General features: G+C 51.7%; 20 protein-coding genes. 15 read left to right on the forward strand and 5 right to left on the reverse strand.

Annotated elements, in window-relative coordinates; all coding sequences use genetic code 11:
- Window positions 1-826 precede the first annotated feature (826 nt).
- The 3 genes from nrdH to nrdE all read left to right on the forward strand — a co-directional run bounded on the left by nrdH (window position 827) and on the right by nrdE (window position 3,770).
- Window positions 827-1,075: a glutaredoxin-like protein NrdH gene (gene nrdH, locus PG728_RS05870; RefSeq protein WP_270626322.1), complete on the forward strand. Its 249-nt coding sequence runs from the start codon at window positions 827-829 to the stop codon at window positions 1,073-1,075.
- Between the two features lie 140 nt (window positions 1,076-1,215).
- Complete coding sequence (gene nrdI, locus PG728_RS05875) at window positions 1,216-1,629, forward strand: class Ib ribonucleoside-diphosphate reductase assembly flavoprotein NrdI (RefSeq protein WP_270626324.1); 414 nt, start codon at window positions 1,216-1,218, stop codon at window positions 1,627-1,629.
- The gene (nrdE, locus tag PG728_RS05880) at window positions 1,614-3,770 is read left to right on the forward strand and encodes a class 1b ribonucleoside-diphosphate reductase subunit alpha (RefSeq protein WP_270626326.1); all 2,157 of its coding nucleotides are present in this window, start codon (window positions 1,614-1,616) and stop codon (window positions 3,768-3,770) included. Before nrdI ends, nrdE begins: the two co-directional genes overlap by 16 nt.
- Before the next feature lie 364 nt (window positions 3,771-4,134).
- On the opposite strand, the gene nrdF is transcribed toward nrdE, so the two are convergent.
- Window positions 4,135-5,109 carry a class 1b ribonucleoside-diphosphate reductase subunit beta gene (gene nrdF / locus PG728_RS05885; protein WP_270626328.1) on the reverse strand — a complete coding sequence of 325 codons (975 nt, stop codon included), beginning with the start codon at window positions 5,107-5,109 and terminating at the stop codon, window positions 4,135-4,137.
- Window positions 5,110-5,225: 116 nt separating this feature from the next.
- Here nrdF and PG728_RS05890 point away from each other — a divergent pair, with 116 nt between their 5' ends.
- Entirely contained in the window at window positions 5,226-6,956 is a 1,731-nt protein-coding gene (locus PG728_RS05890; RefSeq protein ID WP_270626329.1) for an ABC-ATPase domain-containing protein, read from the forward strand.
- Window positions 6,957-7,611: 655 nt separating this feature from the next.
- Complete coding sequence (locus PG728_RS05895) at window positions 7,612-9,093, forward strand: amino acid permease (protein WP_270626330.1); 1,482 nt, start codon at window positions 7,612-7,614, stop codon at window positions 9,091-9,093.
- Window positions 9,094-9,855: 762 nt separating this feature from the next.
- Here the strand turns inward: PG728_RS05895 and PG728_RS05900 are convergent.
- Window positions 9,856-10,335, reverse strand: coding sequence for a low molecular weight protein-tyrosine-phosphatase (locus PG728_RS05900; protein WP_072510720.1), 480 nt, complete (start codon window positions 10,333-10,335; stop codon window positions 9,856-9,858).
- A 269-nt stretch (window positions 10,336-10,604) separates the two neighbouring features.
- On the opposite strand from PG728_RS05900, the gene PG728_RS05905 reads away from it, so the two are divergent.
- Window positions 10,605-11,135 (forward strand): phosphoribosyltransferase, encoded by a 531-nt coding sequence (locus PG728_RS05905; protein ID WP_072510721.1) that lies wholly within the window; start codon window positions 10,605-10,607, stop codon window positions 11,133-11,135.
- 82 nt (window positions 11,136-11,217) lie between these two features.
- On the opposite strand, the gene PG728_RS05910 is transcribed toward PG728_RS05905, so the two are convergent.
- Complete coding sequence (locus tag PG728_RS05910; RefSeq protein WP_270626333.1) at window positions 11,218-11,895, reverse strand: TetR/AcrR family transcriptional regulator; 678 nt, start codon at window positions 11,893-11,895, stop codon at window positions 11,218-11,220.
- A 45-nt stretch (window positions 11,896-11,940) separates the two neighbouring features.
- Here PG728_RS05910 and PG728_RS05915 point away from each other — a divergent pair, with 45 nt between their 5' ends.
- The 3 genes from PG728_RS05915 to PG728_RS05925 all read left to right on the forward strand — a co-directional run bounded on the left by PG728_RS05915 (window position 11,941) and on the right by PG728_RS05925 (window position 14,402).
- A complete protein-coding gene (locus PG728_RS05915; protein WP_072510723.1) occupies window positions 11,941-12,474 on the forward strand; it encodes a SprT-like domain-containing protein in 534 nt (177 codons plus the stop codon).
- Between the two features lie 92 nt (window positions 12,475-12,566).
- On the forward strand, window positions 12,567-14,075 hold the full coding sequence (locus PG728_RS05920; RefSeq protein WP_270626335.1) for a serine/threonine-protein kinase: 1,509 nt from the start codon (window positions 12,567-12,569) through the stop codon (window positions 14,073-14,075).
- A 66-nt stretch (window positions 14,076-14,141) separates the two neighbouring features.
- The gene (locus PG728_RS05925) at window positions 14,142-14,402 is read left to right on the forward strand and encodes a hypothetical protein (RefSeq protein ID WP_072510725.1); all 261 of its coding nucleotides are present in this window, start codon (window positions 14,142-14,144) and stop codon (window positions 14,400-14,402) included.
- A gap of 3 nt (window positions 14,403-14,405) precedes the next feature.
- Here the strand turns inward: PG728_RS05925 and hrpA are convergent, their stop codons facing one another.
- Window positions 14,406-19,223, reverse strand: coding sequence for an ATP-dependent RNA helicase HrpA (gene hrpA, locus PG728_RS05930; RefSeq protein ID WP_270626337.1), 4,818 nt, complete (start codon window positions 19,221-19,223; stop codon window positions 14,406-14,408).
- Between the two features lie 129 nt (window positions 19,224-19,352).
- Between hrpA and PG728_RS05935 the strand changes: the two genes are divergently transcribed.
- The 4 genes from PG728_RS05935 (at window position 19,353) to PG728_RS05950 (ending at window position 22,175) form a co-directional block, all read left to right on the forward strand.
- Complete coding sequence (locus PG728_RS05935; RefSeq protein ID WP_270626339.1) at window positions 19,353-20,648, forward strand: FAD-dependent oxidoreductase; 1,296 nt, start codon at window positions 19,353-19,355, stop codon at window positions 20,646-20,648.
- A gap of 1 nt (window position 20,649) precedes the next feature.
- Window positions 20,650-20,946 (forward strand): ferredoxin family protein, encoded by a 297-nt coding sequence (locus PG728_RS05940; RefSeq protein WP_270626341.1) that lies wholly within the window; start codon window positions 20,650-20,652, stop codon window positions 20,944-20,946.
- A gap of 68 nt (window positions 20,947-21,014) precedes the next feature.
- Window positions 21,015-21,578, forward strand: coding sequence for a GNAT family N-acetyltransferase (locus PG728_RS05945; protein WP_270626344.1), 564 nt, complete (start codon window positions 21,015-21,017; stop codon window positions 21,576-21,578).
- 423 nt (window positions 21,579-22,001) lie between these two features.
- The gene (locus PG728_RS05950; protein WP_270626347.1) at window positions 22,002-22,175 is read left to right on the forward strand and encodes a hypothetical protein; all 174 of its coding nucleotides are present in this window, start codon (window positions 22,002-22,004) and stop codon (window positions 22,173-22,175) included.
- 398 nt (window positions 22,176-22,573) lie between these two features.
- Here PG728_RS05950 and PG728_RS05955 read toward each other — a convergent pair whose 3' ends face one another.
- Complete coding sequence (locus PG728_RS05955) at window positions 22,574-24,517, reverse strand: OPT family oligopeptide transporter (protein WP_270626350.1); 1,944 nt, start codon at window positions 24,515-24,517, stop codon at window positions 22,574-22,576.
- 230 nt (window positions 24,518-24,747) lie between these two features.
- Between PG728_RS05955 and PG728_RS05960 the strand changes: the two genes are divergently transcribed.
- Window positions 24,748-26,526 carry a sodium:solute symporter family protein gene (locus PG728_RS05960; RefSeq protein ID WP_408648207.1) on the forward strand — a complete coding sequence of 593 codons (1,779 nt, stop codon included), beginning with the start codon at window positions 24,748-24,750 and terminating at the stop codon, window positions 26,524-26,526.
- Between the two features lie 15 nt (window positions 26,527-26,541).
- The gene (locus PG728_RS05965) at window positions 26,542-26,853 is read left to right on the forward strand and encodes a hypothetical protein (protein WP_270626354.1); all 312 of its coding nucleotides are present in this window, start codon (window positions 26,542-26,544) and stop codon (window positions 26,851-26,853) included.
- Window positions 26,854-26,864: the final 11 nt, after the last annotated feature.

The following is a 26,864-nucleotide window of genomic DNA, read 5'->3' on the forward strand; positions in this document are numbered from 1 at the left end:
TGTGGGAGTAGCGTGCCATCGCTGCGGGTCTGGGGTGGGCGTGGGGGAGAAGTTTTTCCTCCTGCCCAAAAATTTGGAAAACGTGGCGGCGTTTTCCAAATTTTGCGCCCACCTAGCCTGCTCGGATAAAACTTCTCCCCCACGCAAGGGGCACAGCTGGTGCGGGATTCCCGCAAGGTACGTACTGAGCGTGCAGGGGCGGATTTATGCCGAAGGGTAGACACTCCTAGCCACTAAGATCCCTCCAAAGTCGGATACCAGGTAAGAAATCTAAAATTCTGTAATTCTTGAGGCGTTAAATCCGTGAAAATGCCAGAGCATTTTCACGGATTTCGGGGCGTGAAGCAAAATCTGGGACTAGCGCGAGGGAAAAGTTTAGTCCGAGTGGGCGCGGTGGGCATAAGAATTCGGGAAACGCCGCTACGTTTTCCGAATTCTTGGGCGGGAGGACAAACTTTTCCCTCGCGCGGCAATTTATGGGTAGAATTCGCCCCTGTGCGCGGACACTTGCGACACGCGGAAGGAGGCTTTTATCCACAATTTTTGGTGGAATCGCTCACCAAGAATCATGAAGGAGAAAAGGGCTTAAATACCAGGCAGACAGGGGACGCTTCGACAGTAAAGCGCAGCCATCCCCAAGCTATCCCCAGAAAAACACTTCCTTTCCACCGGTTATCCCCAAACACACCATCTTGGGGTATTAGCGTTAGGTAACTACTAGGTGTAGTGTTTAGTTCAGCGCCGAAAAATGTCGGTGCAAAAACTACACTGGTGTTATTCTTTGAATAGCGCAGACGAACAGAGCCAAATTAAGGAGCGCAGAAACATGTCCGTCACCGTTTACTCCAAGCCCCGTTGTGTACAGTGTGATGCGACCAAACGCGCCCTAAAGAAACAGGGTATTTCTTACGCAGAAATTGATATGAGCCAAGATCTGGACGCTCTCGAACACGTAAAGTCCTTAGGTTTCGTGCAGGCTCCGGTAGTGGTAACCGATACCGATTCTTGGAGCGGATTCCGTCCCGACAAAATCAAAGGAATAGCAATCGCGGCTCGCGCAGCAGCTACCGCCTAAGGAAGTTCCGTCCTAAAGCAGTAACAGATACCGACCGAATTACTTGGCACTAAGAGGCAGAGTATTTCGGCAGTAGCGGTAGCGCGTTTAGGTAACAATAGGTATGTAGCGGGAAGCGAAAACAGTAAGGCAGGTCAAAGGTGAGTAATGCAGAACCCCTGCTAGTCTATTTTTCTTCCGCAACCGGAAACACTAAACGCTTCGTAGAAAAACTCGGCTTTCGCAATAAAAGGATTCCGCTGCGTCCTCGTGATGAATTCCTATATGTAAACGAGCCCTACGTGATTGTGGTACCCACCTATGGGGGAGGAAACATCAAAGGGGCTGTACCCAAGCAGGTAATCAAGTTCTTAAACGAAAAGAGCAACCGCGAACACTGCGTGGGAGTTATTGCCAGCGGAAACACAAACTTTGGGAAAGCGTATTGCATTGCCGGCGATATTCTCGCCCAAAAATTAAATATCCCGTTTATGTACAAGTATGAGCTTCTGGGAACCCCCCAGGACGTCGAGATATGTCGTAAAGGACTGAGTGAGTTTTGGCAGAAAATCTAACTGACACCGGAGTAGAAACCGCGCCCTCCCCGGAACTGGACTATCATGCGTTAAATGCGGAACTGAACCTGTATGACAAAAACGGGAAAATTCAGTTCGAGGCAGACAAGGCGGCTGCCCGCCAATACTTCCTGCAGCACGTAAACCAGAATACGGTGTTCTTCCATGACCTGGAAGAAAAAATGAAATACCTGGTAGAGCAGGGGTATTACGAACAGGAAGTCGTGGAGCAATACCAGTTCCAGTTCATTAAAGACCTGTTTAAGCGAGCCTATGCCTACAAATTTCGTTTCCCCACCTTCTTGGGGGCGTTCAAATATTACACTTCCTATACCTTGAAAACTTTCGACGGTAAACGCTACCTGGAACGTTTCGAGGATCGGGTATGCATGGTGGCGCTTTACCTGGCACGCGGGGATGAAGAACTGGCAATAAAGCTAGTAGACGAAATCATGACCGGGCGTTTCCAGCCCGCTACTCCCACTTTCCTAAATGCGGGCAAGAAAGCCCGCGGGGAACTGGTTTCCTGTTTCCTGCTGCGCATCGAGGACAATATGGAATCGATTGCGCGGGGTATTAATTCTGCCCTGCAGCTTTCAAAACGAGGAGGAGGGGTCGCCCTCTCCTTAACTAACCTGCGGGAAGCAGGTGCTCCCATTAAGAAAATCGAGAATCAGTCCTCCGGGGTAGTTCCGGTAATGAAACTGCTTGAGGATTCGTTTTCTTACGCCAACCAGTTGGGGGCGCGGCAAGGTGCCGGAGCGGTCTATCTAAATGCCCACCACCCCGACATTATGGAATTCTTGGACACGAAACGGGAAAATGCGGACGAAAAAATCCGAATTAAATCCCTGTCTTTGGGGGTGGTAATCCCAGATATTACTTTCCACCTGGCACGTAATAAAGAACCCATGTACCTGTTTAGCCCCTACGATATAGAGCGGGTCTATGGGAAACCGATGAGCGATATTTCCATCACCGAGCATTATCGGGAAATGGTCGAGGACGGACGGATCCGCAAAAAGAAGATTGATGCGCGGCGTTTCTTCCAGACCCTGGCGGAAATCCAGTTCGAGTCCGGTTACCCCTATATCGTTTACGAGGACACCGTGAACCGCGCTAACCCGATTAAGGGGCGGATCTCCATGTCCAACCTGTGCTCTGAGATTTTGCAGGTCTCGGAAAAGAGCGAGTTCAACGAAGATTTAACCTATGAGCAGGTGGGTAAAGATATTTCCTGTAACCTAGCTTCGCTAAACATTGCGAAAACTATGGATTCTCCAGACTTTTCCGCCACCATTGAAACCGCGATTCGCGGTCTGACCAGCGTATCTGACTTGTCAAATATTCGTGCAGTGCCTTCGATTGAACGCGGAAATGCGATGAGCCACGCCATCGGTTTGGGGCAAATGAACCTGCACGGTTACCTGGCGCGGGAAAAGGTATTCTATGGCAGCGAAGAAGCCCTAGATTTCACCAATATGTATTTCATGACCGTGGCATTCGAGGCGATTAAAGCCTCGTGCAAGATTGCGAAAGAACGCGGGCAACGCTTCGAAGGATTCGAGGACTCGCAGTATTATTCCGGGCAGTATTTTGAAAAATACATTAACGGGGATTGGACACCTAAGACCGAGAAATGCCATCAGCTGCTAGAAAAATCTTCCATCAACGTACCTACCAGTGAAGATTGGGAGCAATTGGCGCAGAACGTTCGAGAATACGGAATGTACCACCAGAATCTGCAAGCGGTACCCCCAACCGGATCGATTTCCTATATCAATAACTCCACCTCCTCGATCCACCCCATTGTGGCCAAGATTGAGATTCGTAAAGAGGGCAAGATCGGGCGGGTCTACTATCCGGCACCCTATATGGATAACGACAACCTGGAGTATTACCAAGACGCCTACGAGATTGGTCCCCAAAAGATTATCGACACCTATGCGGTGGCAACCCAGCACGTAGACCAAGGGCTCAGCTTAACCCTGTTCTACCCGGATACGGTCACTACCCGCGAGGTAAACAAGAACTATATTTACGCTTGGCGCAAGGGAATCAAAACTCTTTACTATATGCGTTTGCGCCAACACGCCCTGCAGGGAACTGAGGTCGAGGGCTGCGTATCCTGTATGCTCTAGGGCTTCAGTAAAGCACCATAAGGGCGGTAATGCACCTGGAGGGTCGTTCGCTCGCTGGAGGGTGATAACGTCGCTGGAGGGTGATTCTACGAAACCTTACCAGCAGTTTTAATCAATCCCCCGACCATTCCACCCTCCTAAGACAGTTCCGCCCTCCTAAAACCGACCCCAGCAGAGCATTTTTCCCTACTGATTCAAAACACAGGGCTAATGCCCGAATGGGCATTAGCCCAAAACACAAGCAATCGGTAGAACAGAAAGATAATTAATAAACGAACAGATAGTTGCGGGTGGGGAAGAAAAATTAAATCTTCCCCACCCGCAACTATTAACTATTGGGTAATCGCAGCTGCGCCCTAAAGAATTAGAAGTCCCAATCGTCGTCCTCGGTATCAACAATTTCCCCGATAACGTAGGACGAACCCGACCCGGAGAAGAAATCATGATTTTCATCCGCCGACGGTGAAAGCGCCGCTAGGATAGCGGGGTTTACATCGGTAGAATCTGCCGGGAACAGCGCCTCGTAACCCAGGTTCATCAGGGCTTTATTGGCGTTGTAGCGCAAGAATTTCTTTACGTCCTCGGTCAGTCCCAGGGGGTCATACAAATCTTCGGTATAGGACTCTTCGTTATCATAAAGCTCGGTCAGTAAGTCAAAGGTGTAATCCTTGAGCTCTTCTTGCCGCTGCGGAGAGGACTCATTAACAGCGAGCTGGTATTTATAGCCAATGTAATACCCATGCACCGCTTCGTCCCTGATAATCAAACGAATCAAATCTGCAGTGTTAGTCAGCTTGGCATGAGCCGACCAATACATAGGGGCGTAAAAGCCGGAATAGAACAGGAAAGACTCTAACAAGGTAGAAGCCACTTTACGTTTCTCAGAGTCATCACCCCGGTAATACTTTTCTACGATATGCGCTTTACGCTGTAGATTCTCGTTTTCTTCACTCCAGCGGAAAGACTCGTTAATCTCGGTGGTAGACAGCAAAGTCGAGAAAATCGAAGAATACGACTTCGCGTGCACGCTCTCCATAAAAGCGATATTGGTGTAAACCGCTTCCTCGTGCGGGGTGCGGGCATCCGGAATCAGCGAAACCGCGCCCACCGTGCCCTGCAAAGTATCTAGCAAGGTCAGACCGGTAAAGACCCGATTCGTCATCAGCTGTTCTTCCGGTTTCAGAGTCTTCCAGGACGGCAAATCATTCGACAACGGAATTTTTTCGGGCAGCCAAAAGTTCCCCGTGAGCCGATCCCATACTTCCAGATCTTTATCGTCCTCAATATCGTTCCAGTTGATAGCCTGAATAGTGTCAGCCAGTTTCAGCTTGTCAGTCACGAAAAAATCCTTTCATCCTCTGAAATAACCGCGCAGCCGCTTCCAAAAATCGGAAAACAGCTGAGGATACTAGCTAGTCTACAAGGCAAATCTTTGCCCGGCTAGAATAGGTAACTATGCGCGAGGCAGATGAACTTATCAAGAAAACAAAATCGCTAGATGGGCGCTCCTATGGGGGCTATAAACAGCTGATTGGGCAATGGAGTTTCGGGGATTTCACTTTCTGTATTGACCGGGTGCAGTCTGACCCCTTTGCCCCGCCCTCAGCCTGTCGGGTGCTGGTTCCGCTAGAAACCGCCGAAATTCCCCCAGAAATGGTTGAGGACAAGCTAGGTCGAACAGCAACCGCCGACTTTTTGGCGCGTCGCGCCCGCAAAATCTTTGGTACAGCGCGCGCACACGGAAAAACAGGCTCAGAGCTGAGGATTGCGCCAGTCGGGCAGGAAATCTTGCAGCGCTCCTCGGTTACCATAAATGCGCAAGGGATAGAGCTGCGCCTACAGGTTCCTTTCCCGGCAGCGGGGCGGCGGATTCTCGGTCACAACTTTGCGCGTTTCCTCGACTATGACCTTTGTGAACTGATTTACAAGGTCGTATGTTTTGGGGAGGACGACGGCCCCGATATAGCCGACCTCACCCGCCATATTCACACCCTCAAAGACCATGTGGCGTTGCAAAATATTCTTCATGAGCGTGGCTGGGTGGCTTTCGTTGCTGATGGGGCGCTACTGGCTCGGGCTTCCGGCATTAGCGATTTACCCATGAAGAATGCGGTTCCTTTCTGCCTTCCTGCGGTGCTAGGTGAGGACGCGCCCTCGTCTCTGGTGCAAACTGTAGAGCTGCCCTATAGCGGGAAAATATCCGGAATGGCAATACCCAAAGGAATCACGGTGATTGTAGGGGGTGGCTATCACGGTAAATCTACCTTGCTAGAAGCCTTGGAGCGTTCGGTGTATCCCCATATTCCTGGGGATGGGCGCGAACTGGTAGCCACTTTGCCCGATGCGGTTAAGGTACGTGCCGAGGACGGGCGGGCGATAACTGGCACCGATATTTCTTTATTTATCGGATCTCTTCCGGGGGGAAGTGATACGCGGCAGTTTGTTACGGAAAATGCCTCGGGATCAACCTCCCAGGCAGCGGCGATTACCGAAGCAATAGAGTGTGGAGTGCGGGCGCTGTTGATTGACGAAGATACCTCGGCCACCAACCTGCTATTACGTGATAGTCGAATGCGGAAGCTAGTGCGCACAGAGCCAATTATTCCGCTTGTTGATCGGGTGGGAGGTATTCGGGATGAACTGGAAGTCTCCACGATTATGGTGATGGGTGGCTCGGGAGATTTCCTGGATTTAGCCGACCAGGTGTTATTGCTTGAGAATTATCTGCCCTACGATGCCACAGCCAGGGCGCGGGAAGTGAACGGGGCAGAAGACGCGGCAAGCAGTACGGATAGTGCAGCCCCCGAGTGGCCGCAGGTGGCAGTGCGCAAACGTCTCCTGCTATCCTGCCCGCCTCCACCTGCGGGGCGGCGCGAAAAAACTCGCGCGGAAGGCACCGCCACTTTGCGTCTTAACCGGGAAGAAATCGATATTTCCGTCCTCGCCCAAGTAGTTGATCCCGGACAAGCAGAAGCTATTGCCTATGCGGTCCGGGCTTTAGTCACCAGTGCTAACGGCAAAGAAACCATCGCAGACGCTTGTCACCGCTTCGCAGCCGAATTTGACTCCTCCAGTTGGCAGGCATTCGCCGCTGGACGCTACCCGGCGTTCCTGGCTGCACCCCGCCTCCAAGATATTTTCGCGACGCTTTGCCGCTATCGCCACCTAAAAGCCCACTCCGCCTAAGTCGCGCTACATTTTCGCCCTCCCGGTGCGGTTGCGCCCTCCCGAGATGGGAATTGTGGTCGGTATTGGGGCGGTTTGCCGGTATTGGGAGGGTGAAAATGCCAAAGCTTTTCGGATTTCGGGGCGCGAGACACAAATCGTCCTCGCCCTTGTCGTTGGTTGCTGCCTGTTGCGCCTCGGTGCGGGGGAAAGTTTGTCATCCTGCCCAAGAAATTCGGAAAACGTGGCGGCGTTTTCCGAATTCTTATGCCCACCGCACCCACTCGGACGAAACTTTGCCCCGTAGTTCCTGGCGTTACTCCCACATCTTTTACTGTCCGCGCCCTTTTTGGTGACGTTTTGACCCTCCCGGTGCAGTTGCGCCCTCCCGAGATGGGAATTTTGGTCGGTATTGGGGCGGTTTGCCGGTATTGGGAGGGTGAAAATGCCAAAGCTTTTCGGATTTCGGGGCGCGAGACACAAATCGTCCTCGCCCTTGTCGTTGGTTGCTGCCTGTTGCGCCTCGGTGCGGGGGAAAGTTTCCTCTGCGTCTAGTACCGTCTAATCGCCCTCTGGGGAAACTAATGGAAGAGAGGTAGGTGAGCGCGCTTAACTGCATGAGGGAAAATGCGCATAAAATCAAGGCAGACAAAACAGGTTAGCGTAAGGGAAAGTAATGACGAATAAACCAGCAGATATTGATGAAATCATACAAAGTCATTCGGGTGGATTACAACGTAACCTGTCTAATCGGCACATCCAGTTAATCGCGATTGGTGGGGCAATCGGAACCGGATTATTTATGGGATCCGGGCGCACTATCCACCTCGCCGGTCCGTCAGTTCTCTTGGTCTACACCATTATTGGTGCGGTACTCTACCTGGTAATGCGGTGTATGGGTGAACTGTTGCTTTCCAACCACAAATACGGAACTTTCGCTGATTTCGTCACCGACCTGCTAGGTCCGACCGCAGGATTCGTAGTGGGGTGGACATACTGGCTATGTTGGATTGTGACCGGAACAGCGGAAGTGATAGCTATCGCCGGTTATTTTAGTTTCTGGTGGCCACATCTACCACAATGGATACCAGCAATTTTGACGGTAGTGCTCCTGTTTTCCCTAAATGCCATGACTGTAAAAGCATTCGGAGAAACCGAATTTTGGTTTTCGATGATAAAAATAGTGGCCATAATTGCGTTAATTTGTTGTGGAGCGGTAATGGTTATTGTGGGATTTACCTCCCCAGATGGGCAACGCGCTACCTTGACTAACCTGTGGTCACATCCAGGCGTTAGTGGCAGCGCCATCTTTCCCAACGGCTTCACCGGATTCTTAGGCGGATTCCAACTAGCTATTTTTAGTTTCGTAGGAATCGAGCTGGTAGGCACTACCGCTGCCGAAACTAAAGATCCCGAAAAATCATTACCGAAAGCTATCAACTCCATTCCGATTCGGGTACTACTGTTCTATGTGTTCGCGTTAGCAGCGATAATGTCGGTAACTCCCTGGGACTCTCTTAACCCTGAAACTTCACCCTTTGTTGGATTGTTTTCGCTAGTAGGGCTAGTTTTCGCTGCCTCTTTGGTGAATCTAGTAGTAATGACCTCCGCAGCTTCATCGTGCAATTCCGGGGTTTACTCGACTTCCCGCATGATGTACGCCATGGCTTTACGTAGCGACGCCCCCCGGGTTTTCCGTAACCTTTCCCGGCGTTCAGTGCCCCTAAACGCCCTGATAGTAACCTGTTTGTTCCTGCTTACATCCATCGCCTTAATGGCGGTAGGGGGAACCGTCATGGAAGCTTTCACCCTGGTTACATCGGTAGCTTCCGTGTTGTTTATGTTCGTATGGGTAATGATTGTTGCATCCTATGTGGAGTATCGCCGTCGCTTGCCCCATCTGCATCGTAAATCGATTTTTGCCCTGCCTGGCGGATTGTTCTCGGTAGTCGTAATCAGCGCTTTTATCCTGGGCATGGTGTTCGTCCTCGCCCTAGATAAATCTACCCTGTATGCCATGCTAGCGAGTGTCGTCTGGATTGTAGTGATTACTGCAGTGTCGTTCCTAATGCGGCGCATCCCCCGTAACGCCAAAATTCAAGCCGAATTTGCCGCCCGTCGTCGCCGGGAACTTTCCCTCGCCAAGCAGCAGCGTTAATGGTTTAGCTTTGCTGCCATCTGGCTGCTAAAAGCACTCCGGGGTCTCTGGGACCGACTTTGTAGGGTTGTCGCGCGCGGCGGGGGCGGTTTTTGCCTCGCGCCCCGAAATCCGTGAAAAGTGCTTTGCATTTTCACGGATTTAACGCCCTAAGGTTTACAGATTTTTAGATTTATTACCAGGTATCCGATTCTAGGGAATCTTGGTGGCTTGGGTGTCTACCCTTCGGCATAAAACTGCTACCTGCGTCTGCTTGGAAGAAACTTTCCTCCTGCTTTTCCTGTACTTAAACCCATATCTTTTACCGGCCGCGCCTTTGCGTGTTTGGAAGTTGTGGGTGCGGGGGAAAGTTTGTCCTCCTGCCCAAGAATTTGGAAAACGTGGCGGCGTTTTCCAAATTCTTATGCCCACCGCACCTACTCGGATCAAACTTTCCCCCGCCCTTCTGTCATTACTTTCGCGTATTTACCCGCCGCGCCCTTTTTGGGTGACGTTTTGACCCTCCCGGTGCGGTTGCGCCCTCCCGAGAGGGGAAATGTGGTCGATATTGAGGCGTTTTGCCGGTATCGGGAGGGTGCTTTTGTCTCGGGAGGGTGAAAACGGCGCACATTCCTGAAATCAGGAGGGCGGAAAAGTTGCTCAGGTGAGCGTGGTTGCCTGGTTATATGCCTAGAAGTTGTAGATGCGGGAGGGTGGTTTTGTCTTGGGAGGGTGATAACGTCACGCGAACTTTGGTATGGGTTACGCCTTTAGAGGGAATATCTAGGAGAGACTGGAGAGGGCCTGCAGCATTACCGGAGTTACTCGCTCAATTACTTCCAAAGTATCGGCGAACTCTCGCGCCCCACCATACCAAGGATCTGGAACTTCCATATCACCCGGAGCGCCTTCGGGGTCAAACTCGCGGTATAGACGGACTTTGCTTTCATCAGCTCCCCAGCGTTGCGCCATACGAGTTAGGGCGCGCTGATGCCCGCTGGTCATAGCTAAGAGTAGGTCAAAATCTTCAAAATCACTAGGTTGTATCTGGCGGGCATAATGGGTAGGAACTAGCCAACCATGCTCTTCTAAGATTTGAATCGCGCGATAATCTGGCAGGTTACCATGCTCCTCATCGGATACCCCCGCCGAATCAAAGAACAGGTTATCAAGCATTTCTTCTTCGCTCTTTTGGGTTGCTACGGCTTGTGCCATTACTGACCGACAGATGTTTCCAGTACAAACGAATAGTATTTTAGTCATCTTAAATCCTTTCGCCGGTGAGTTTGGTAGCCCTGATTCCCTGAATCCTGGCGTAACGAGTGCGTATGTAAGGGGATATCCGCTCCGCTATTTTCATATCTTTATATCTTTATATTTATGGGCAGGTAAAATCGGAGAGTAATGCCCAACATTGGAGCTCTTTTTTCGTAAATAGTATTTAGCCTGTTGATAGCAGAACAGCGATGAAGTGGCAGAAAAATATTAGCCACAGTTTCAAAATCTTGCCTAAAGATGACTAGGCTAGTTCCATGGAAGATAACACCAATAGAGAAGTTCTTACCTGGCAAGGATTCGGGGACGCTACCCGCCAAATCGCGCAAAATATAGTTGATTCCGGATGGATGCCTGAGCTGGTGGTGGCAGTTGCGCGTGGCGGTTTACTTCCTGCCGGGGCGCTGTCATATGCGTTAGGGCTAAAAGCTATCGGCACTATGAATGTAGAGTTTTATACCGATATAGAGGAAACCTTGCCCGAACCGGTGTTGATTCCTCCGTTAATGGATGTTTCCGCACTGTCTGGTAAAAAAATATTGGTTGTTGATGACGTGGCGGATTCTGGTAAAACCCTCGATTTGGTGATGCGCCTGATTCGTGAACGTGGGCTTCCCTCGGGATCTGAGGGCGAACGGGTCGCGGTTTCTGAGGCACGCTCCGCCTGTATCTACGTAAAATCTCGGTCGATTATTAAGCCTGATTATGTGCTGAAACATACCGATAAGTGGATTAATTTCCCCTGGTCTACGCTCCCTCCGGTAAGTGGCGCGAGCCTAGGGCATTAGAGCAAGGATTCTTGCTGCCAGGGTTTCCCTTTTACGAGGACGAGCTTCAGGTTTTGCTTTTCCCTAGCGTATAGCCCTCAGATTATTCTGTCGCTACCATTCCCGCCAGGCAGCAGGGGAGAGCAGTTTCTAAGAAATGACTAGAGGGGCGCACTATTTGTCCTGAAGTTGCCTGTCCGGATCGATTTATCAGGTCTGCTTGCCACAGAGCGATTACGGTGAATGCGCAATCTAGAGGGGCGACGCGTAGACGTAAACCCAAAGTTTGCAGGTATCCGGTAATTATTTGCGCTAGTTGTTCTTCAATGGCTGTTATTTCTTGGCGTAGAATCGGAAAAAATTCTCTATTTCGCGCTGCGTACACCCGTAGTTCGGTCAGTACCAGCACGAATTCGCGTTCAAAAAGCATGGTTTCAGAAATGGCTGCCGCTACCCGTGACCAATGGGAGGTTAAGAAAAAACCTGTAGAGGGGTTATCCTCCGGGGGTAAAGATGCCTTGATGAGGGCTTGTACCTGGGAAAGCTGGCGAGAAACCTGGGCAAATTCGCCGTGAATGTATTGACGCAAAAAATCGGAAAAGGCTGAAAAATTAGAATAGAAAGCTCCGCGTGAAAAACCGGCGGCTTCACATAGGGGTTTCACCCCGGTTTTCCCTAGTCCTTCGTTGGCAAATAGTTCACGTGCCGCAGCGAATAGTTTTTCGCGTGTTAATGTCCGTCTGACCGACACTGCCTGTGGTCTGCCTGGTGATGTTGTCATATTGGAGTTTGCCTCCGTTAAGATTCAGGGGAACAGCCCTAGTTTATGGTTTATCTGGCTTTTCTGAAAGTAGGTAGTTTGGACGAGGTTTTACAACTGGCACGGCGCGCTCTTGATGCCTGCGGATTGCAGGATTGGGAGGTCGGGGTGGATCACGCCCGTCGTCGTGCAGGGGCGTGTCATTTTGCTGATAAACGAATCAGTTTTTCCCGCTACCTGATACCGCTTTATGACTGTGCTACTGCGCGGGAAGTCGTGTTACATGAGGTTGCTCACGCCCTGGTTGGACCGCGGGCGGGGCATGGTCGGCGCTGGCAGCAGGCAGTTAAAAATCTCGGAGGACGAGCTGAACGTACGCTACCTGCGGATGCGCCCTCCCTACCTGCGCCCTGGATAGGGGTGTGTAAAGCCGGTCATCGCGTGGAGCGTTTCCGCACTCCCACTCGGGTTTTAGCCTGTTCGAAATGTTCTCGTGACTTTAAAGCAGAGAACATTTTCACTTGGACGTGCCGGGGTGAAAAACCTAGACATCATCCTGCTTACCTGCGAGAACTGCGAAAGATAGTTGGAAAACGATAGGTTCAAAACAAGATAGCGCACAATACCCACTTCACTCTGTTTAACCCTTAAACTGAATGATGAAAGTGACAGGGCTGGTTTAAAGAGGAAGTATGAGCGGTCAGCAGAAGATAACGGCTAATCTTGGGGCGGCGCCGTCTTCTGTCCAGAATCAGGCCATGTCTCCTACAGTGCCTTCTGTCTCGGCATCTGCATATCCTTTACAAGTGGCAGGTACTATCGCTGGCTATCGCCTGTTGAAAGCCCTAGGGTCAGGCACGATGGGTGAAGTTTGGCAGGTGGCTGACCGGCAGGGAAATCTTTATGCCGCGAAGATTCTGCGCTCCAAACTGGCGATTAAACCGGGGATTGTGCAACGTTTCCGAATGGAGAAAGACCTGGTAACCGGGGTGCGGCATCAAAATATCGTGGAAGTGTATGACCTGATTCAAACCCCGGAATATATGGCAATCATCATGGAATATACCGATGGTGGAGATTTGGGGGAGCTGCTTAAACACAAGGGAACGCTAACCCCTCTTGATGCCGTCTACTATTGTATGGGGATTGCCGCGGGTCTTTCCCTGATTCATCAAGCAGGGATTGTGCATCGTGATCTGAAACCCTCCAATATTTTGTTAAAGCAGCAGGGTGGTTATCTAATCCCAAAAATCGCAGATTTCGGTTTAGCCAGGTGGATTGATCCTCGCTATGAAATCCAAACCACGAAACGTTCCGGCACGCCCTATTACATGGCTCCCGAAATGATTGAGGGCAAAGGGGTTAGTTCTAAAACTGATGTTTATTCCCTGGGGGTAATCCTTTACGAGTTGCTTTGTGGAATTACCCCCTTTAGAGGCTCTGTGGGGGAGGTATTAAACCATCAGTTCTACGATATGCCGGGAATGCTTCCGGGAATTCCCAGCGCCTTGTGGAATGTGATTACCCAAATGCTCGCAAAAGAAACTTCGGTGCGCCCTAGTGCTGCCCAGACCTACGTCCTCTTGAAATCGGTAATTGAAAAGGTGCGCTCCCTAGGGGCTCTGGACGTTTTTACCGAACCTCCACCTGTGCAGCCATTAGCCGAGGTAGTGCGCGTTTCTCCGCCAGATGCGAAAACTTCACTTGCTTCCGTAAAACCGATTATTCCCGCTCATAATGAGGCAGAAACGCAGTCGGGGCAGACGGCGCTCGGTCACCTAGCTGATTATCCGGTAACGCCAGTTGTAGCCGCTGGGCAAGCTGTAGGTTTACCTCCCGCGATTATGGTTAATGCTGATGAGGGCGTAGGGGTGCTGGAAACAGCAATCCAGACGGACGGGGGAGCCCCGGAGGAAACACAGCCGGTCGCGACCAGGGCAGGGGAATCTGTTTTTAAGCCTGAGGGCGTGCCGGTAGCGGTTAGTAATCCGCGTGAAATCCCGCAAATCCCGCCCACTCCTGCGGTTTCTTCTTCGCGAGTTCATTTTCCACCAGTTCCCACGCCAACCGGTTCTCCGTCGAATCTCTCCACTGGGAAAAGGTCGGGTGCGAAAACCGAAATTTTCGCTGGGGTAGCGATTGGTTTAGGGGTTGGCACTCTAATCACCCTGATAGTCGCGGCAACTTTACTATTGCTATAGGGGGGGACAATGTTACCTTTGCTGTGCAGGTAAAACCGCTACTGATTGCTTGAAAGGGGATAAATCATGGTTGAGAAGCTGCGGTTATGTAAAGGACGAACCTTGATTGTGTTGGGGATTGTGGTGTTTATTGCCGGGATTTTTGCCCCGCTTATCGGACCGTGGGTTGCCAGTATTCCCAATGCTTATAACTACAATCCGGTGCTACATACAGTGCTACCCGGTTTGGGAACTTTAATCCAAATACTTTTCCGGGTGGAAACCGGGGTTATCTTGCTAGTTGGAGGGATTGTCCTAGAACGTTTCGATAGTGGACAGACAAAGTAGACCCTAGTGCCGACTGTCTTTTAATAGTTTCGTAAGACGCTTCAAAGATACTTTTTCTCGAGTTCCCAGGGACTGTGCAAATATAGAAACCCGCAGCTCTTCCAGCAGTCCTCGTGCGCGCAATAATTCTTCTACCTGGGAGAAATTCACCCCGGTATCGGCGCTTTTTTCAAGTTTGTCGCGCGCGTCCTCCCAAATAGCCAGAGCCTGCTGTTCTTGGAGATTGCCAGTGTTTTGACCTTGGTGGGTTTTTTGTAAACGGTTAAGAACCGCTTGCAGATAGCGCCCTAAATCATCGAAATACTGGTTCAAGTCCCAAATGAAACCGGGATAAATCAACTTTGACAGCTGGGTGCGCACCTGGGTTACATCCTCGATGGCACTCAGCGGAAAATGTTTAGACAGTGAAGAACCTAGCTCACGATATATTTCCCCAATCTTCGCCAACTCTTTAGAGAGGGCGTAAACTTCGTCCTCGAACCGGTCACGAAAATCCCTGGCAAGCTGGCTTAGAGCACTCGCGTCACGCACCAGCCAGGTATCAACTTTTGCTTTCTTCAGGCAGGAAAGGGTCGCTAACAGCTCTAAATCTGTCAGTAAAACCGCTTTCTCGTAGGGTAACGCGGCAATGTTAAGCGCTAGATGTGCTGACCAGCGAGTTGAGATTCTTGCCGGAGGTAGGTGCAGCTGGGAACAAAGCAAACAGGCAACCCCAAAGTGGTGGGCGATTTTGGCCGGTTCGGGCGTATCAAATAGCGCTACCCGCACCGGAAAACTTGCCTTGCGATTATCGGTAGTTGAGTCTTTTCGTCCGGGAATAGATTTGTGATTGGTCGCTGACTGACCGGCATTTTGTGGCTCATAGCGGTTGGTTAATGAACCAGAAAGGAGGGATAGCCCAAAGGGGCGAGGAAGACGCTGTGGCAGTAAGCCTGGGAAGGCTCTACCAGGCACCCCGCCAACAGCAGTGGTTATCTCAGCAGGTAATACTGCTTCTTTCCCGCGTATTTGTGGCCAAGTGTGAGCATAATCTGTTTCCGGGAAACGCTGCTTGGAAGCCTTAGTAGCTTCCTGATTGCTACGCCTCGTTTGGGAATGGACAGGGTTTTTCTGTCTGCTTTCGGCTTTGCTTACCTGCGAGAGCGCTTCCCGGATTACCTGTTTGCGGGCGGCGCGCCCTTTTTTACCGTAGCGCTTCTGCAGTTTTTCGAGATCGCGAGAATATATTTGTTCTTTCCCTACGTGCAACGCAAAGCGAATCCGCAAATGGGCGGGCAAGGTGGTGATCGCCTGGGAAAAGTCTTGCTCGGTTACCTCCACGGCGCGTAGCTGGTCAAGAGCCGCGATGAAAAGCTGAGCCAGCGGACGGGAGGGGGCAGTTTGATGGTTATTGTTTGCGGATTCTGCTTGATTGCGGTGGCTATCCTTTTCAACAGTGCTTGCAGCGCTAGCGGCAGCGGCGGGGGTGCGGTCTTTTGAGGCGTCGGTGTTTTTTTCGCGCCCTGCGCTATTGGCAGACACTGGCGGGGCTGTAGCTGTCGCGTTGCCGGCGTTTCCTTGACTCTGAGACTGGTTGTTGCTGCTACCAGTGTTTTTAATGTCAGTGTCAATCCCCGCCCAAGCAGCTAGGCGTCCCAGGGAAGCTTGCAGCGCTTCCTCTTGTTTAATCTGCACCGGGGTAGGTTCGTGGTTTCCCTCTGTACCGGTAGCAGCCGGGGGATTGGCCAGTTCCCGCTCAATCCACGCGCTTACTTCCGCCCCCACCTGCGGGGCAGGAACTAACTGGCGGCGCACCGCCTTCGGTAACGCCCGAATCAGCGCGGTGAACAGCTCTGGCCACAGCCCCGGCACTGTCCATTGAAACTCTTGCGGATTAAGGTAGGGCAGCTGTTCCAAGCTAACCTGGCAGGTAATGCCATCTTCTTCCTTGCCGGGAGCAAACTGATATTGTAGGGGCAAACTAAACTCTGCCCCCACCCAGTGGTCAGGGAAACCCGAAGTGGAAAGCTGGGTGAGTTTGCCCGCCAGATTGGTTTGGCTTCCAATCGATTTATCTGCGGCTTCACCGCTGGAATAGTTGCGGGGAGCGCAAGCGGTAGCAGCAGACGGCAACAACACGTCCTCGGAATAATCCAAAATATGGGGGTCATCTTGACGTTTGAACCAGGCCGCAAAAGTTCCCGGATTGGTTACCTCTTTGCCCAAGCGGGCAGCGAAAAATGCCGACAAAGCGTCCTCGCCGGCAACCATTCCGGCTTGGCGGGTACGCTGCTCAACTTCTAGGGCGCGTTGCAGCAGCTTTTCATTGCGTTTTAAGAAGGGATAGTTCAAAGGGGCCTCCCCTCTGACCAGCGCATTAGTGATAAAGAGGGCGCGCGCCCACTCCCGGGCGGTTTGCGGACTTTGCTCGCCGGGCAGGTCAAGATTAGCTGCTACCGGCGATAGCGCAGGCATCTCTCGATTGCCCAGGCGGGACAGGGGAACCGGCACATCAGCGGCAATCGTGAGGCCATACAGGGTAATGCGCTCCGGCACCATTGCGCTGCCTTTCCTGCTCGACCAATACGGCTCCCCATAAGAACGTTTCACCAGGTGCTTTCCGGCGTGAATAATCCAATCAGGATTAACCCGGGCAACGTTGCGGGCAAAAAGCCGGGAGGTTTCCACCAGTTCGGCAGCCATTACCCAATCGAAAGTGTGGTTTGAGAGCCCCGAACCGGGCCAAATCATGAAGCGAGCGCCACGCGGCGCCAGGTATTGTTTGGCGCGCTGATCCCAATTGCCAATCCCAGATAGCATTCCGACCAGCAGAGAACGGTGAATTGCGTCCGTGTCAGAATGCTTGGAAGTAAGGCTTTGACAAGCCGCAATCAGGTCTCGGGATTCCGGGTCTACCGGGTAGCTTGAGCGGGAGGGTTTCGCCAAGGGGCGGGCACTGATTCCCAATTCTTTTAAAAGCTGCCGCAGTTGGTGGGTTAGGTCTTGCCATTCTCGAGTACGTAAGTAATGTAAAAATTCGCGTTGGCACATTTTTCGAAAAGCGCTCCCGGACAGGTCACGGGATTGGGTGCGCAGGTAGCGCCAAAGATTCAGGTAAGTCAGGAAATCAGAACTGGAATCTAAGAAACGCGAATGGGCTAGATCTGCGGCCTCTTGATGCTCTATAGGTCGCAGGCGTACATCTTGCATCGACAGCGCCGAAACAATAACTAATGCCTCCGATACGCATCCGCGCCGCTCCGCCTCTAGCAGCATTCTCCCCAGTCGGGGGTCAATCGGTAACTTGGCGAGGCGTTTGCCCAACTTGGTAAGGCGATATCCCTCGGCGTTTTCGCTCCGCTCCGAAAGAGCCCCCAATTCGTAAAGCAACTGCTCCCCGTCACGGACTTGCCGCGGATCCGGGGCATCAATAAAGGGGAAATCGGCCACTTTCCCCAGGTTTAGCGAGGCCATCGCCAAAATCACCGAAGCTAGGGAAGTACGCAATATCTCGGGTTCAGTAAAACGCGGGCGTGCCAGGAAATTTTCTTCCGAATACAGGCGGATGCAAATCCCCTCGCTAATCCGCCCGCAACGCCCCGCCCTTTGGCGGGCACTGGCTTGGGATACTTCTTCAATCGGTAGGCGCTGCACTTTGGTGCGCTGCGAATAGCGAGAAATCCGCGCCAGACCAGGGTCAATCACATATTTAATACCCGGTACGGTTAGCGAAGTTTCCGCCACATTGGTGGCCAGTACAATCCGCGGATAAGGGTGCGGGGCAAAAACTCGTTGCTGTTCTGCCGGGGATAATCGCGCAAATAGCGGCAGGATTTCTACTGCTCCCGGAGTGTTTGTACGCTCGCCGGCGCGCACATATCGCGAACCTAGATGCGCGGCGAGGGCGACCTCGGTGTCTCGAATATCGCGTTCGCCCGCCAAAAACACCAAAATATCCCCGGACTCGCCAGCAAAAAGTTCATCAACCGCCTGGCAGATTCCCTCGGTTTGGTCTTTCGCTTCACCGCGGGCGCTTCCCGATTTCTGCTGGTTAAAAAGGTTCTTGCGGTTCTCCCCGGGGGTTTCCTCTTCTCCTACTTCGTCCTCATCCCCGCTATCCGAGCCATCCAGAGGGCGGTAACGTATCTCAACCGGGTAGGTGCGACCAGATACCTCAATAATCGGCACCGGGGAAGAGGGGCGAGAAAAATGCTCAGCAAAACGCCGGGAATCAATAGTTGCCGAGGTGATAATGACTTTCAAATCCGGGCGGCGTGGCAACAGGCGCGCCAAATACCCCAAAATAAAATCAATGTTCAGGGAGCGCTCGTGGGCTTCATCCACAATGATAGTGTCATAGCGTTTCAGCAGGGGATCGGTGCGGATTTCCGCGAGCAAAATCCCGTCCGTCATTAACTTCACCATGGTTTTGCTAGAGACCACATCGGTAAAACGCACCTGGAAGCCGATGGTTTTACCCAGCTCTTCCCCCAGCTCACTGGCAATCCGGGTAGCCACCGAGCGAGCAGCAATCCGGCGCGGCTGCGTGTGTCCGATGAGGGCGCCGCGTCCTCTGCCCAGCTCTAGGCAGATTTTTGGTATCTGGGTAGTTTTCCCGGAACCAGTTTCCCCGGAAACCACTACCACCTGGTTATTCCTGATAGCTGCGGCGATTTCTTGCCGCCGGGCACTTACTGGAAGTTCGGTGGGAAAACTTATTTGAGCAGGCGCATTATTTAAGGTTTTCGCGTGGCGGCGGGCAGGCTGCTTCGCTTCCTTATCGATTTTTTCGGCTCGCGCAGGGCGCTTATCCTGTTTGCTAGCTGCGTGCTGCTCGCTCATCGCCCTCCTTTACCTCTGAGCAAAGTCTAGCGGTTATCGAGCCGCTGTCATTATTACAAGCTGCTAACTGCGATAAAGTGGAGACCTTGAATAGGTAATATCCACTCAGTGGAGGCAGCGAGATAAAACATGAGTGTGGAATACGATTTCGATGTCATCATCGTAGGTGGCGGCGTCGCCGGAACGGTATGTGCCTACCTTTTAGCAAAAGATGGTCACCAGGTCTTATTGATTGAGCGCGGCTCGGAAGTGGGGGCTAAGAACCTTTCGGGCGGGGTGTTTTACTGCCAGGTAATGAACCAGATTTTCCCCGACTTTATTGAAAAAGCCCCAGTTGAACGGAAAATCACCAAGAACACTTTGTCCTTCCTGAACCCCATCTCCGCGGTCAATCTGGATTATTGGGATCAGCGTCTCGCAGAGCCGGTAAACGCGGTCAGTGTTCTGCGCGCCAAACTTGACCCTTGGCTCGCGGAGCAGGCAGAAGCAGCCGGTGCCACCATTATGCCGGGTATGAAAGTTGATGAACTGGTGCGCGAGGACGGCAAATTCTGTGGGGTGCGCGCAGGGGAAGACACGGTTTACGGCAAAATAATCGTGGCAGCTGACGGGGTAAACTCGTTCCTCGCGCAATATGCCGGGATTCGGCCTAAAGAGCCGCTGAATCACCTGGGAGTGGGGGTGAAATCAGTTATCCAGCTAGGGGAAGAAACCCTGAAAGAACGCTTCAACCTGCAAGAGGGCGAGGGCGCGGCCTATCAAATGGTAGGGGACTGCACCCAGGGGGTAGCTGGCGGCGGTTTCCTGTATACCAACCGCGACTCGGTATCTATCGGAATCGTGGCAATGCTAGATGACCTGAAGAAAAAACAGTTATCCTCCTCTGAACTGCATGATCATTTCTTACAGCACCCCTATATCGAACCGTTCCTGCGCGGAGGGAAACTGCTCGAATATGGCTGCCATCTGGTAGCCGAGGGTGGTAAATCCATGCAACAAGGACTGGTACATGACGGGCTGATTCTGATAGGCGACGCCGCCGGTTTCACCCTCAACACCGGGTTCACGATTCGCGGAATGGACTTGGCAGCCGGATCTGCCCAAGCCGCCGCCAGCGCCATTGACATAGCGCTCAAAGCAGAAAACTATAGCACGTCCTCGTTAAATAAATATCTAGAAAACTACCAGGCGACTTTCGTGGGCAAAGATATGGAAACTTTCGCGCGCGCGCCACAGTTCCTACACAACCAGGAACTATACGGTCAGGTAGGCCAGCTCGCGGCGGACGTGTTCCACGGGGTCTATAACCTGGATACCACCCCGCGACAGCGGCTATTACCAGTGACGCGGGCAGCGTTGAAGAAATCGCCACTGAGTATGCGCCGCCTGGTGAAGCTCGGTTTACAAGCAGTGAGGTCGATTTAAAATGACTGATTACCTTCCCGAATCCGTATCTGAGAGACTTAGCGCCAATATTTATGAGGTTGACGAAGAAGAATCTCATATCGTTATCGACCAAGAACTAGCGAAATCCACGGGCGCCGGCAAACTATTAGAGCGCGTTTGCCCTGCTCATGTCTATACCGCCCGCGAGGACGGGTCAGTCGATATCGAATACGCCGCCTGCCTAGAATGTGGCACCTGCCTGGCAGTAGCTCCTCCTGGGGTGCTCAAATGGCATTACCCGCGCTCTATGATGGGCATTAGTTACCGCCAGGGCTAAGCGCTATTTATTTGGAAATTCCCCTCGGAAGTCTCCCCTAGAAACAAAAAATAAATATCCTTAAAAGTATGAGCACCGCTATGCAAGTCCGCCGAGCTGAAAGCGCGCGCGATATTCTCGATATTTTTGCAACCCGCCTCGCGGTTTTCCACCGGGAACAAGGAATCTCCCTTGACCTAGAAATAGACGATATCGACTTTGCTAAGGGAACCATCCACCTTTTAGGTGAAGATGCCTCCGGCACTATCGCGGCCGGCCGGATTACCCCACCGAAAATCGGGATTCCAGCCGACCTCGCAGAAATGTTTCCTCAGTTACCGCGGGACACTATAACCGGAAATTTAGGACGTTTCGTCGTACTGCCTGCCGCCCGCGGGTGCGGTAACGGTAAAGAACTGGTACTCGGTGCCGAACGTTTAGCGCTTAGTAATTGGGGGAGTTCCGAGGGCGGCGGAGTGGTGTTGTTGCAAGTCGCGGCGCAGGCTCCAGTAATCGGGTTCTATCAAAAACTCGGCTACCACCTAGTTACTGCCCGCGACCCCTACCTGGATGCTGGAATCGAACATCGCGACCTGGTGAAATTGGTGGAGCCGCAGGCCAGTGTGGTGCAGTTTCCCGGCCGCTGGCTATAGGCTGCGCGGGGGATTGGTTTTATCCGAGTGGGTGCGGTGGGTTGCTACCTGTTGTGTCCCGGTGCGGGGCTGGCTCGGTAAAAGCACTCCGGGGACCCCGTGACCGGCTACGCCGGTCAAGCCCCTCTCGTATCTTTTACCGGCCGCGCCCCTTGCTTTCCTTGCTTATCCCTCGGCATATACCCGTCCTCGCACCTGTCTGGACGAAACTATCTCCGGTCTTTCTAATCGTTACTCCCATACCTTCTTAGCGGTTGCACCCTTGTGATTTGAAATTTTTTCTTTTTGCGTGAATCTGTCTTGGGGTGCTTAGTGGGTTCCTTGCGAAGTCTTATGTCTCAGCGTCTTTGGTGGGTTTGGTATTAGCGAGCGGGGAGCCTAGGTTTTATCCGAGTGGGTGCGGTGGGCATAAGAATTTGGAAAATGTCGCTACGTTTTCCAAATTTCTTGGGCGGGAGGAAAAACCTAGGCTCCCCGCCTGTTTTGGGTGACGTTTTCGCCCTCCCGGTGCAGTTGCGCCCTCCCGAAATGGGAATTGTGGTCAATATGGAGGCTCTTTGGCGGCATTGGGAGGGCGGTTTTGTCTCGGGAGGGTGAAAATGCTGCACTAGGGGTCGTGGTTGCCTGGAGATGTGTCTGAAAGCTGCCGGTGCGGGGGTGGTTTTATGCCGAGGGGTTGGCTTCGGGCGTTAAATCCGTGAAAATGCGAGAGCATTTTCCGGATTTCGGGGCGCGAGGCAAAAACCGCCCTCGCCCTTCTTGTCGGTGCTTACACATCCCTTACCGGTTCCGCCCTTTTGGGTGACGTTTCCGCCCTCCCGGTGCAGTATCGCCCTCCCGAGATGGGAAATGTGGTTGAAATTGGGGTGTTTTGCCGGTATTGGGAGGGTGGTTTTGTCTGTGGAGGGTGAAAACGGCGCGTAATGTTGCCTACCCAAGCAATGCTACAAATAGCAAAGGAAATAGCAATAAGTGTTGGTGTTTTTGGAAATCTTTTAGGCAGAAGCCTGTTTCTTTGCGTAGCGGTAGCCCCAAAGTGCTATAGCGACAAAAATAGCCAGCCCGACCAGGGAGGACGTTCCCGACCAGGAATCAGGTACTATTGCCAGCGGCTCTCCGCTGCCAGTACCACCCACAATCGCGGCATAAACTACGCCCCACAGGCTTTCCCCCACGATTAACCCGGTAGCCAGCAAAGTTCCCATTCGGGAAGCCGCCTCCGGATTCTTTCTGGTTTTAGCCCAGCGGTTAAAGAGAACTCCGCAGGTAGCGCCAACCGGAATCAAGATGGTGAGGGTGATAGGCAGATACATTCCCATCCCGACTGCAATCGGGGGCAGGGAATAGCGAGAGGTCAGGTGCTTTAGCAGTTCATCAATGACGATTATCGCCACTCCGATTACAGCGCCTAATCCCAGCAGACTCCAGTCAATATCGCCTCCAAATACCCCTTTGGTAAGTTCAGCAATCAGAGAGGCTTGCGGAGCAGCCAGTGCATTCTTGCCCGCACCCGGGGCTCCTTGAAATCCGAAAGCTGTGTTCATCAGCTGTAACACCGGTGGAATTATTAAAGAGCCGAATCCTACTCCTATTATCAGCGCCACCTGCTGTTTCCAAGGGGTAGAGTTCACCAATTGACCGGTTTTAAGGTCTTGTAAGTTGTCGTTAGAAATAGTGGCAATACCAAATATGATTGCCGCCGTGAACAGGGTGTAGGCGACAAGAGTCTTAGGGTCGGCATCGGCCGGAGTCGCTAGTTTAATTACCAGAGCCGTCAGAATTGCCACCAAGATTCCCACCCCAGAGACCGGGCTGTTCGACGAACCTATCAGTCCCGCCATATAGCCACAGACGCTGGCAACTGCCAGCCCAAGTGCCAAAATAAACACGATTGACAAGAAAATTAGTCCACCCGTGTGATGCTCTAAGGAACTGCCTCGCAAGAATAGCCACAATAGAACCCCGATAGGAATCATTAAAGCTAGGGTGATACCGATAACCCAAGAAGCGGGCAGGTCTCGTTCTTGCGGGGGGAGGGTGAATCCACTTTTACGTTTACGAGACGCGCTAATGGATTCGCGCATTCCTTGAAAAATCGGTCCAATGATTTTTAAGAACGTCCAGATAGCAGCAATGGCGATGGTGCCCGCCCCCACGAACCGTACATCGGAGGCAAAAATCGCTTGCACGCCCTCGGAAATATCCCCGCTGCCGAGCTGCCCAGAAGAAAAGTAGGGTAGTAGCACCCCATAACTGATTACCATGCCGCAAATCATGGCAATGCCGACACCCAGACCTACCAAATGCCCAATCCCGATAAGCGCTAAGGACAGGCTAGTTCCCACCATAGTGCCCCCCGCTCCCACTTTGAAAGCGGTGGTGACAGAGGAAAGCGCGACTTTAAGATTAGTGAGCAGACTGAAAAATGCGGAGGAAATCGCTCCCCAAACAATCACGTGCAGGCCGCGGCGGTTGTCGGCGGCTCCTTCGCTAGTGTCCCCGACTTTTAGGACTTCTGCCGCCGCTACGCCCTCGGGAAAAGAAAGGTCAGAACCGGTTACGAGGGCGCGCCGTAAGGGAATAGAATAGGTAACCCCCAAAATCCCGCCCATGGCACATAAGAGGGCGGTAGTCCAATAGGGGAAGCCGCTCCACCAGCCGACCATAATCAGACCGGGCAGGACGAAAATAATTGCCGATAAAGTGCCAGCCGCTGAAGCAATGGTCTGCACAATGTTGTTTTCTTGCACGGTATGATCTTTGAAATACCGCAGAATCGCCATGGAAATAACGGCCGCCGGAATAGAGGTGGCAAAAGTCAGACCCACCTTTAACCCCAGGTAGACATTGGCGGCAGTGAAAATTAAGGTAATGATTCCCCCGATAATCACTCCGCGAATAGTTAGTTCTTTTACTGCTGTTTTAGATTCTGTTGTCATTAATATGCGTTCTCCTGCCTGGAATACATGAAAAGGATACGACCGAACAGGAGTATTAGAAAATCCTAGAATCAAATTTATTAGTAAAGATAAAGATAAAAGTTATTAAAATCGTCCTTTGTGTGGAGACAATAACACTATACTGACAGATGTTCCTGCTCGAATACTTTTAACGGCATGAAAGCTTGAGCAGTGAAAGAATAATGAAGTTCTGAGAAGAGGGGGAGGGAATGATCCGCCCGATATTATTAACACCTACTGAGGTGACAACCCTGATTGAACCAAAGTTATATGACTATTTTCCGATAGTTATCTACTTTGCTTTCGTAGTGGCCGTAGGGTTCATGATGAAACGAAAAGCCAGTTCATCTGACGAATTCTTGACTGGTGGGCGTTCGTTACCGGCCTGGGTTACCGGTCTGGCTTTCGTCTCCGCGAACCTGGGGGCAGTTGAAATCATGGGTATGAGCGCGAACGGCGCCCAGTATGGTTTACCCACTTTTCACTATTTCTGGCTGGGAGCGATTCCGGCAATGCTGTTCCTTGGCATCGTGATGATGCCGTTCTATTATGGCTCGAAAGTTCGCTCGGTTCCCGAATTTATGCTTAAACGCTACGGCAAAGCCGCCCACCTAATTAATGGGCTTTCTTTTGCGCTTGCCCAGCTACTAATTGCGGGTGTAAACCTGTATCTGCTAGGTAAAATCGTCAACGGAATGTTGGGAATCCCGCTATGGATTTCCCTGATTATTGCAGCGCTAATCGTGCTCACCTACATCAGTATCGGGGGTCTAGCAGCTGCTATTTATAATGAAGTACTCCAGTTCTTCGTAATCGTGGCGGCGCTACTGCCAGTAACCCTCATTGGTCTGTACCGCGTAGGGGGTTATCAAGGGCTGACTGAAAAAATTACTAAATGGGCTACGCAAGCTACTGCTGCCTCCTATCAAGATCCAAATAACCAGCTCCATTCATGGCCAGGCACCTTGCTTTCGGGCTTTAGCTCCCCGGTGCTTTCCGTATTCGGTCTAGTCATGGGGCTAGGTTTCGTTCTCGCGTTCGGGTATTGGACAACTAACTTCGTTGAAGTGCAAAGGGCAATGGCCTCAGATTCTATTGCTGCCGCTCAAAAGACCCCGATTATTGGGACTTTCGTTAAAATGTTTGTTCCTTTCATCGTGATTATCCCCGGTATGGTTGCCGGGGTGTTGATTCCTGAAATCGTGAAATTAAAGGGCGGGCCAGACTATATGGCAGTAGGCGAGGAAGCGCTCGCGAAGCTATCTTCACACGTCCCGGCGGGTTATGAAGTTAGCTATAACGATGCCATGCTGCTAATGATGCGGGATTTGCTTCCTAATGGTTTGCTAGGTTTGGCGATTGCCGGTTTGCTCGCTTCCTTTATGGCGGGGATGGCAGCGAACGTATCTGCCTTTAACACGGTGTTTACGGTTGATATTTATGAAGCCTATTTCAAACCGAATGAATCCGATGAGCACTATCTGAAAGTGGGACGTAATGCCACTATCGTGGCGTGTACAGTAGCGGTATTTACTGCGTTGATTGCCTCGCTGTATCCGAACATTATGGATTTGCTTCAGCAATTGTTCTCTATGTTCAATGCGCCCCTGTTTGCTTCTTTCATTATCGGTATGCTCTGGAAGCGGGCAACTCCCTCTGGTGGTTGGACCGGTTTGTTATTTGGTACTTTAGCAGCGCTATTTGTCAATGTTTTGTGTTGGAATGAGATTTTGGTTCTGCCCGGTCAAGGTCAAGCATTTATCGCGGCTGGTGCGGCTTTCGTGGTCGGTGTCCTGGTAAACGTGGTGGTGTCGGTGTTCACCAAGCCCAAGGAATACGCTGAATTGGAGGGCTTCGTCTGGTCGCTTACACCTAAGGAACGCCGCATTGATCCGAATCTTCACAAGTTGCCACTACTTCGCCGTCCGATTCCGCTGGCGATTGTGGCAGCTGTTTTGGTAATCGTCTTGAATTCGGTGTTCCACTAGGGGAGGTAAATTGTTATGAAACGAAAGATTCATCCTTACGATATTCGGATTATTTGCGGTCTGGTACTGGGCATTATTGGGGTTTTCCTGATTGTTTGTGGGCTTTTGATTGAACCTGCTACGGTTCCTGACTATGTTGCCAATAATCTGGAGGGAATAAATAACACCCCGATTAATGCCAATATGTATTCTGGGGTGGGGCTACTGGTCACTTCCCTGGTTTTCTTGGCGTGGACTTGGTTTAATCCAGATGCTGGTATGGGGCATCCGGAGGAAGAAACTAACCATGTACGCGAAAATACAGATTCGAGACAGACACATAAGTAATCGGTTTGCTT

This window comes from Varibaculum timonense (assembly GCF_027694345.1).
Lineage (GTDB): Bacteria > Actinomycetota > Actinomycetes > Actinomycetales > Actinomycetaceae > Varibaculum > Varibaculum timonense_A.

Excerpts from the sequence above, each read along its gene's own strand:
- nrdH (WP_270626322.1), top strand. The coding sequence starts at position 827 with ATGTCCGTCACCGTTTACTCCAAGCCCCGTTGTGTACAGTGTGATGCG.
- PG728_RS05890 (WP_270626329.1), top strand. The coding sequence starts at position 5,226 with ATGCGCGAGGCAGATGAACTTATCAAGAAAACAAAATCGCTAGATGGG.
- PG728_RS05895 (WP_270626330.1), top strand. The coding sequence starts at position 7,612 with ATGACGAATAAACCAGCAGATATTGATGAAATCATACAAAGTCATTCG.
- PG728_RS05900 (WP_072510720.1), bottom strand. The coding sequence starts at position 10,335 with ATGACTAAAATACTATTCGTTTGTACTGGAAACATCTGTCGGTCAGTA.
- PG728_RS05905 (WP_072510721.1), top strand. The coding sequence starts at position 10,605 with ATGGAAGATAACACCAATAGAGAAGTTCTTACCTGGCAAGGATTCGGG.
- PG728_RS05910 (WP_270626333.1), bottom strand. The coding sequence starts at position 11,895 with ATGACAACATCACCAGGCAGACCACAGGCAGTGTCGGTCAGACGGACA.
- PG728_RS05915 (WP_072510723.1), top strand. The coding sequence starts at position 11,941 with ATGGTTTATCTGGCTTTTCTGAAAGTAGGTAGTTTGGACGAGGTTTTA.
- PG728_RS05920 (WP_270626335.1), top strand. The coding sequence starts at position 12,567 with ATGAGCGGTCAGCAGAAGATAACGGCTAATCTTGGGGCGGCGCCGTCT.
- PG728_RS05925 (WP_072510725.1), top strand. The coding sequence starts at position 14,142 with ATGGTTGAGAAGCTGCGGTTATGTAAAGGACGAACCTTGATTGTGTTG.
- hrpA (WP_270626337.1), bottom strand. The coding sequence starts at position 19,223 with ATGAGCGAGCAGCACGCAGCTAGCAAACAGGATAAGCGCCCTGCGCGA.
- PG728_RS05935 (WP_270626339.1), top strand. The coding sequence starts at position 19,353 with ATGAGTGTGGAATACGATTTCGATGTCATCATCGTAGGTGGCGGCGTC.
- PG728_RS05940 (WP_270626341.1), top strand. The coding sequence starts at position 20,650 with ATGACTGATTACCTTCCCGAATCCGTATCTGAGAGACTTAGCGCCAAT.
- PG728_RS05945 (WP_270626344.1), top strand. The coding sequence starts at position 21,015 with ATGAGCACCGCTATGCAAGTCCGCCGAGCTGAAAGCGCGCGCGATATT.
- PG728_RS05950 (WP_270626347.1), top strand. The coding sequence starts at position 22,002 with ATGTCGCTACGTTTTCCAAATTTCTTGGGCGGGAGGAAAAACCTAGGC.
- PG728_RS05955 (WP_270626350.1), bottom strand. The coding sequence starts at position 24,517 with ATGACAACAGAATCTAAAACAGCAGTAAAAGAACTAACTATTCGCGGA.
- PG728_RS05960 (WP_408648207.1), top strand. The coding sequence starts at position 24,748 with ATGATCCGCCCGATATTATTAACACCTACTGAGGTGACAACCCTGATT.
- PG728_RS05965 (WP_270626354.1), top strand. The coding sequence starts at position 26,542 with ATGAAACGAAAGATTCATCCTTACGATATTCGGATTATTTGCGGTCTG.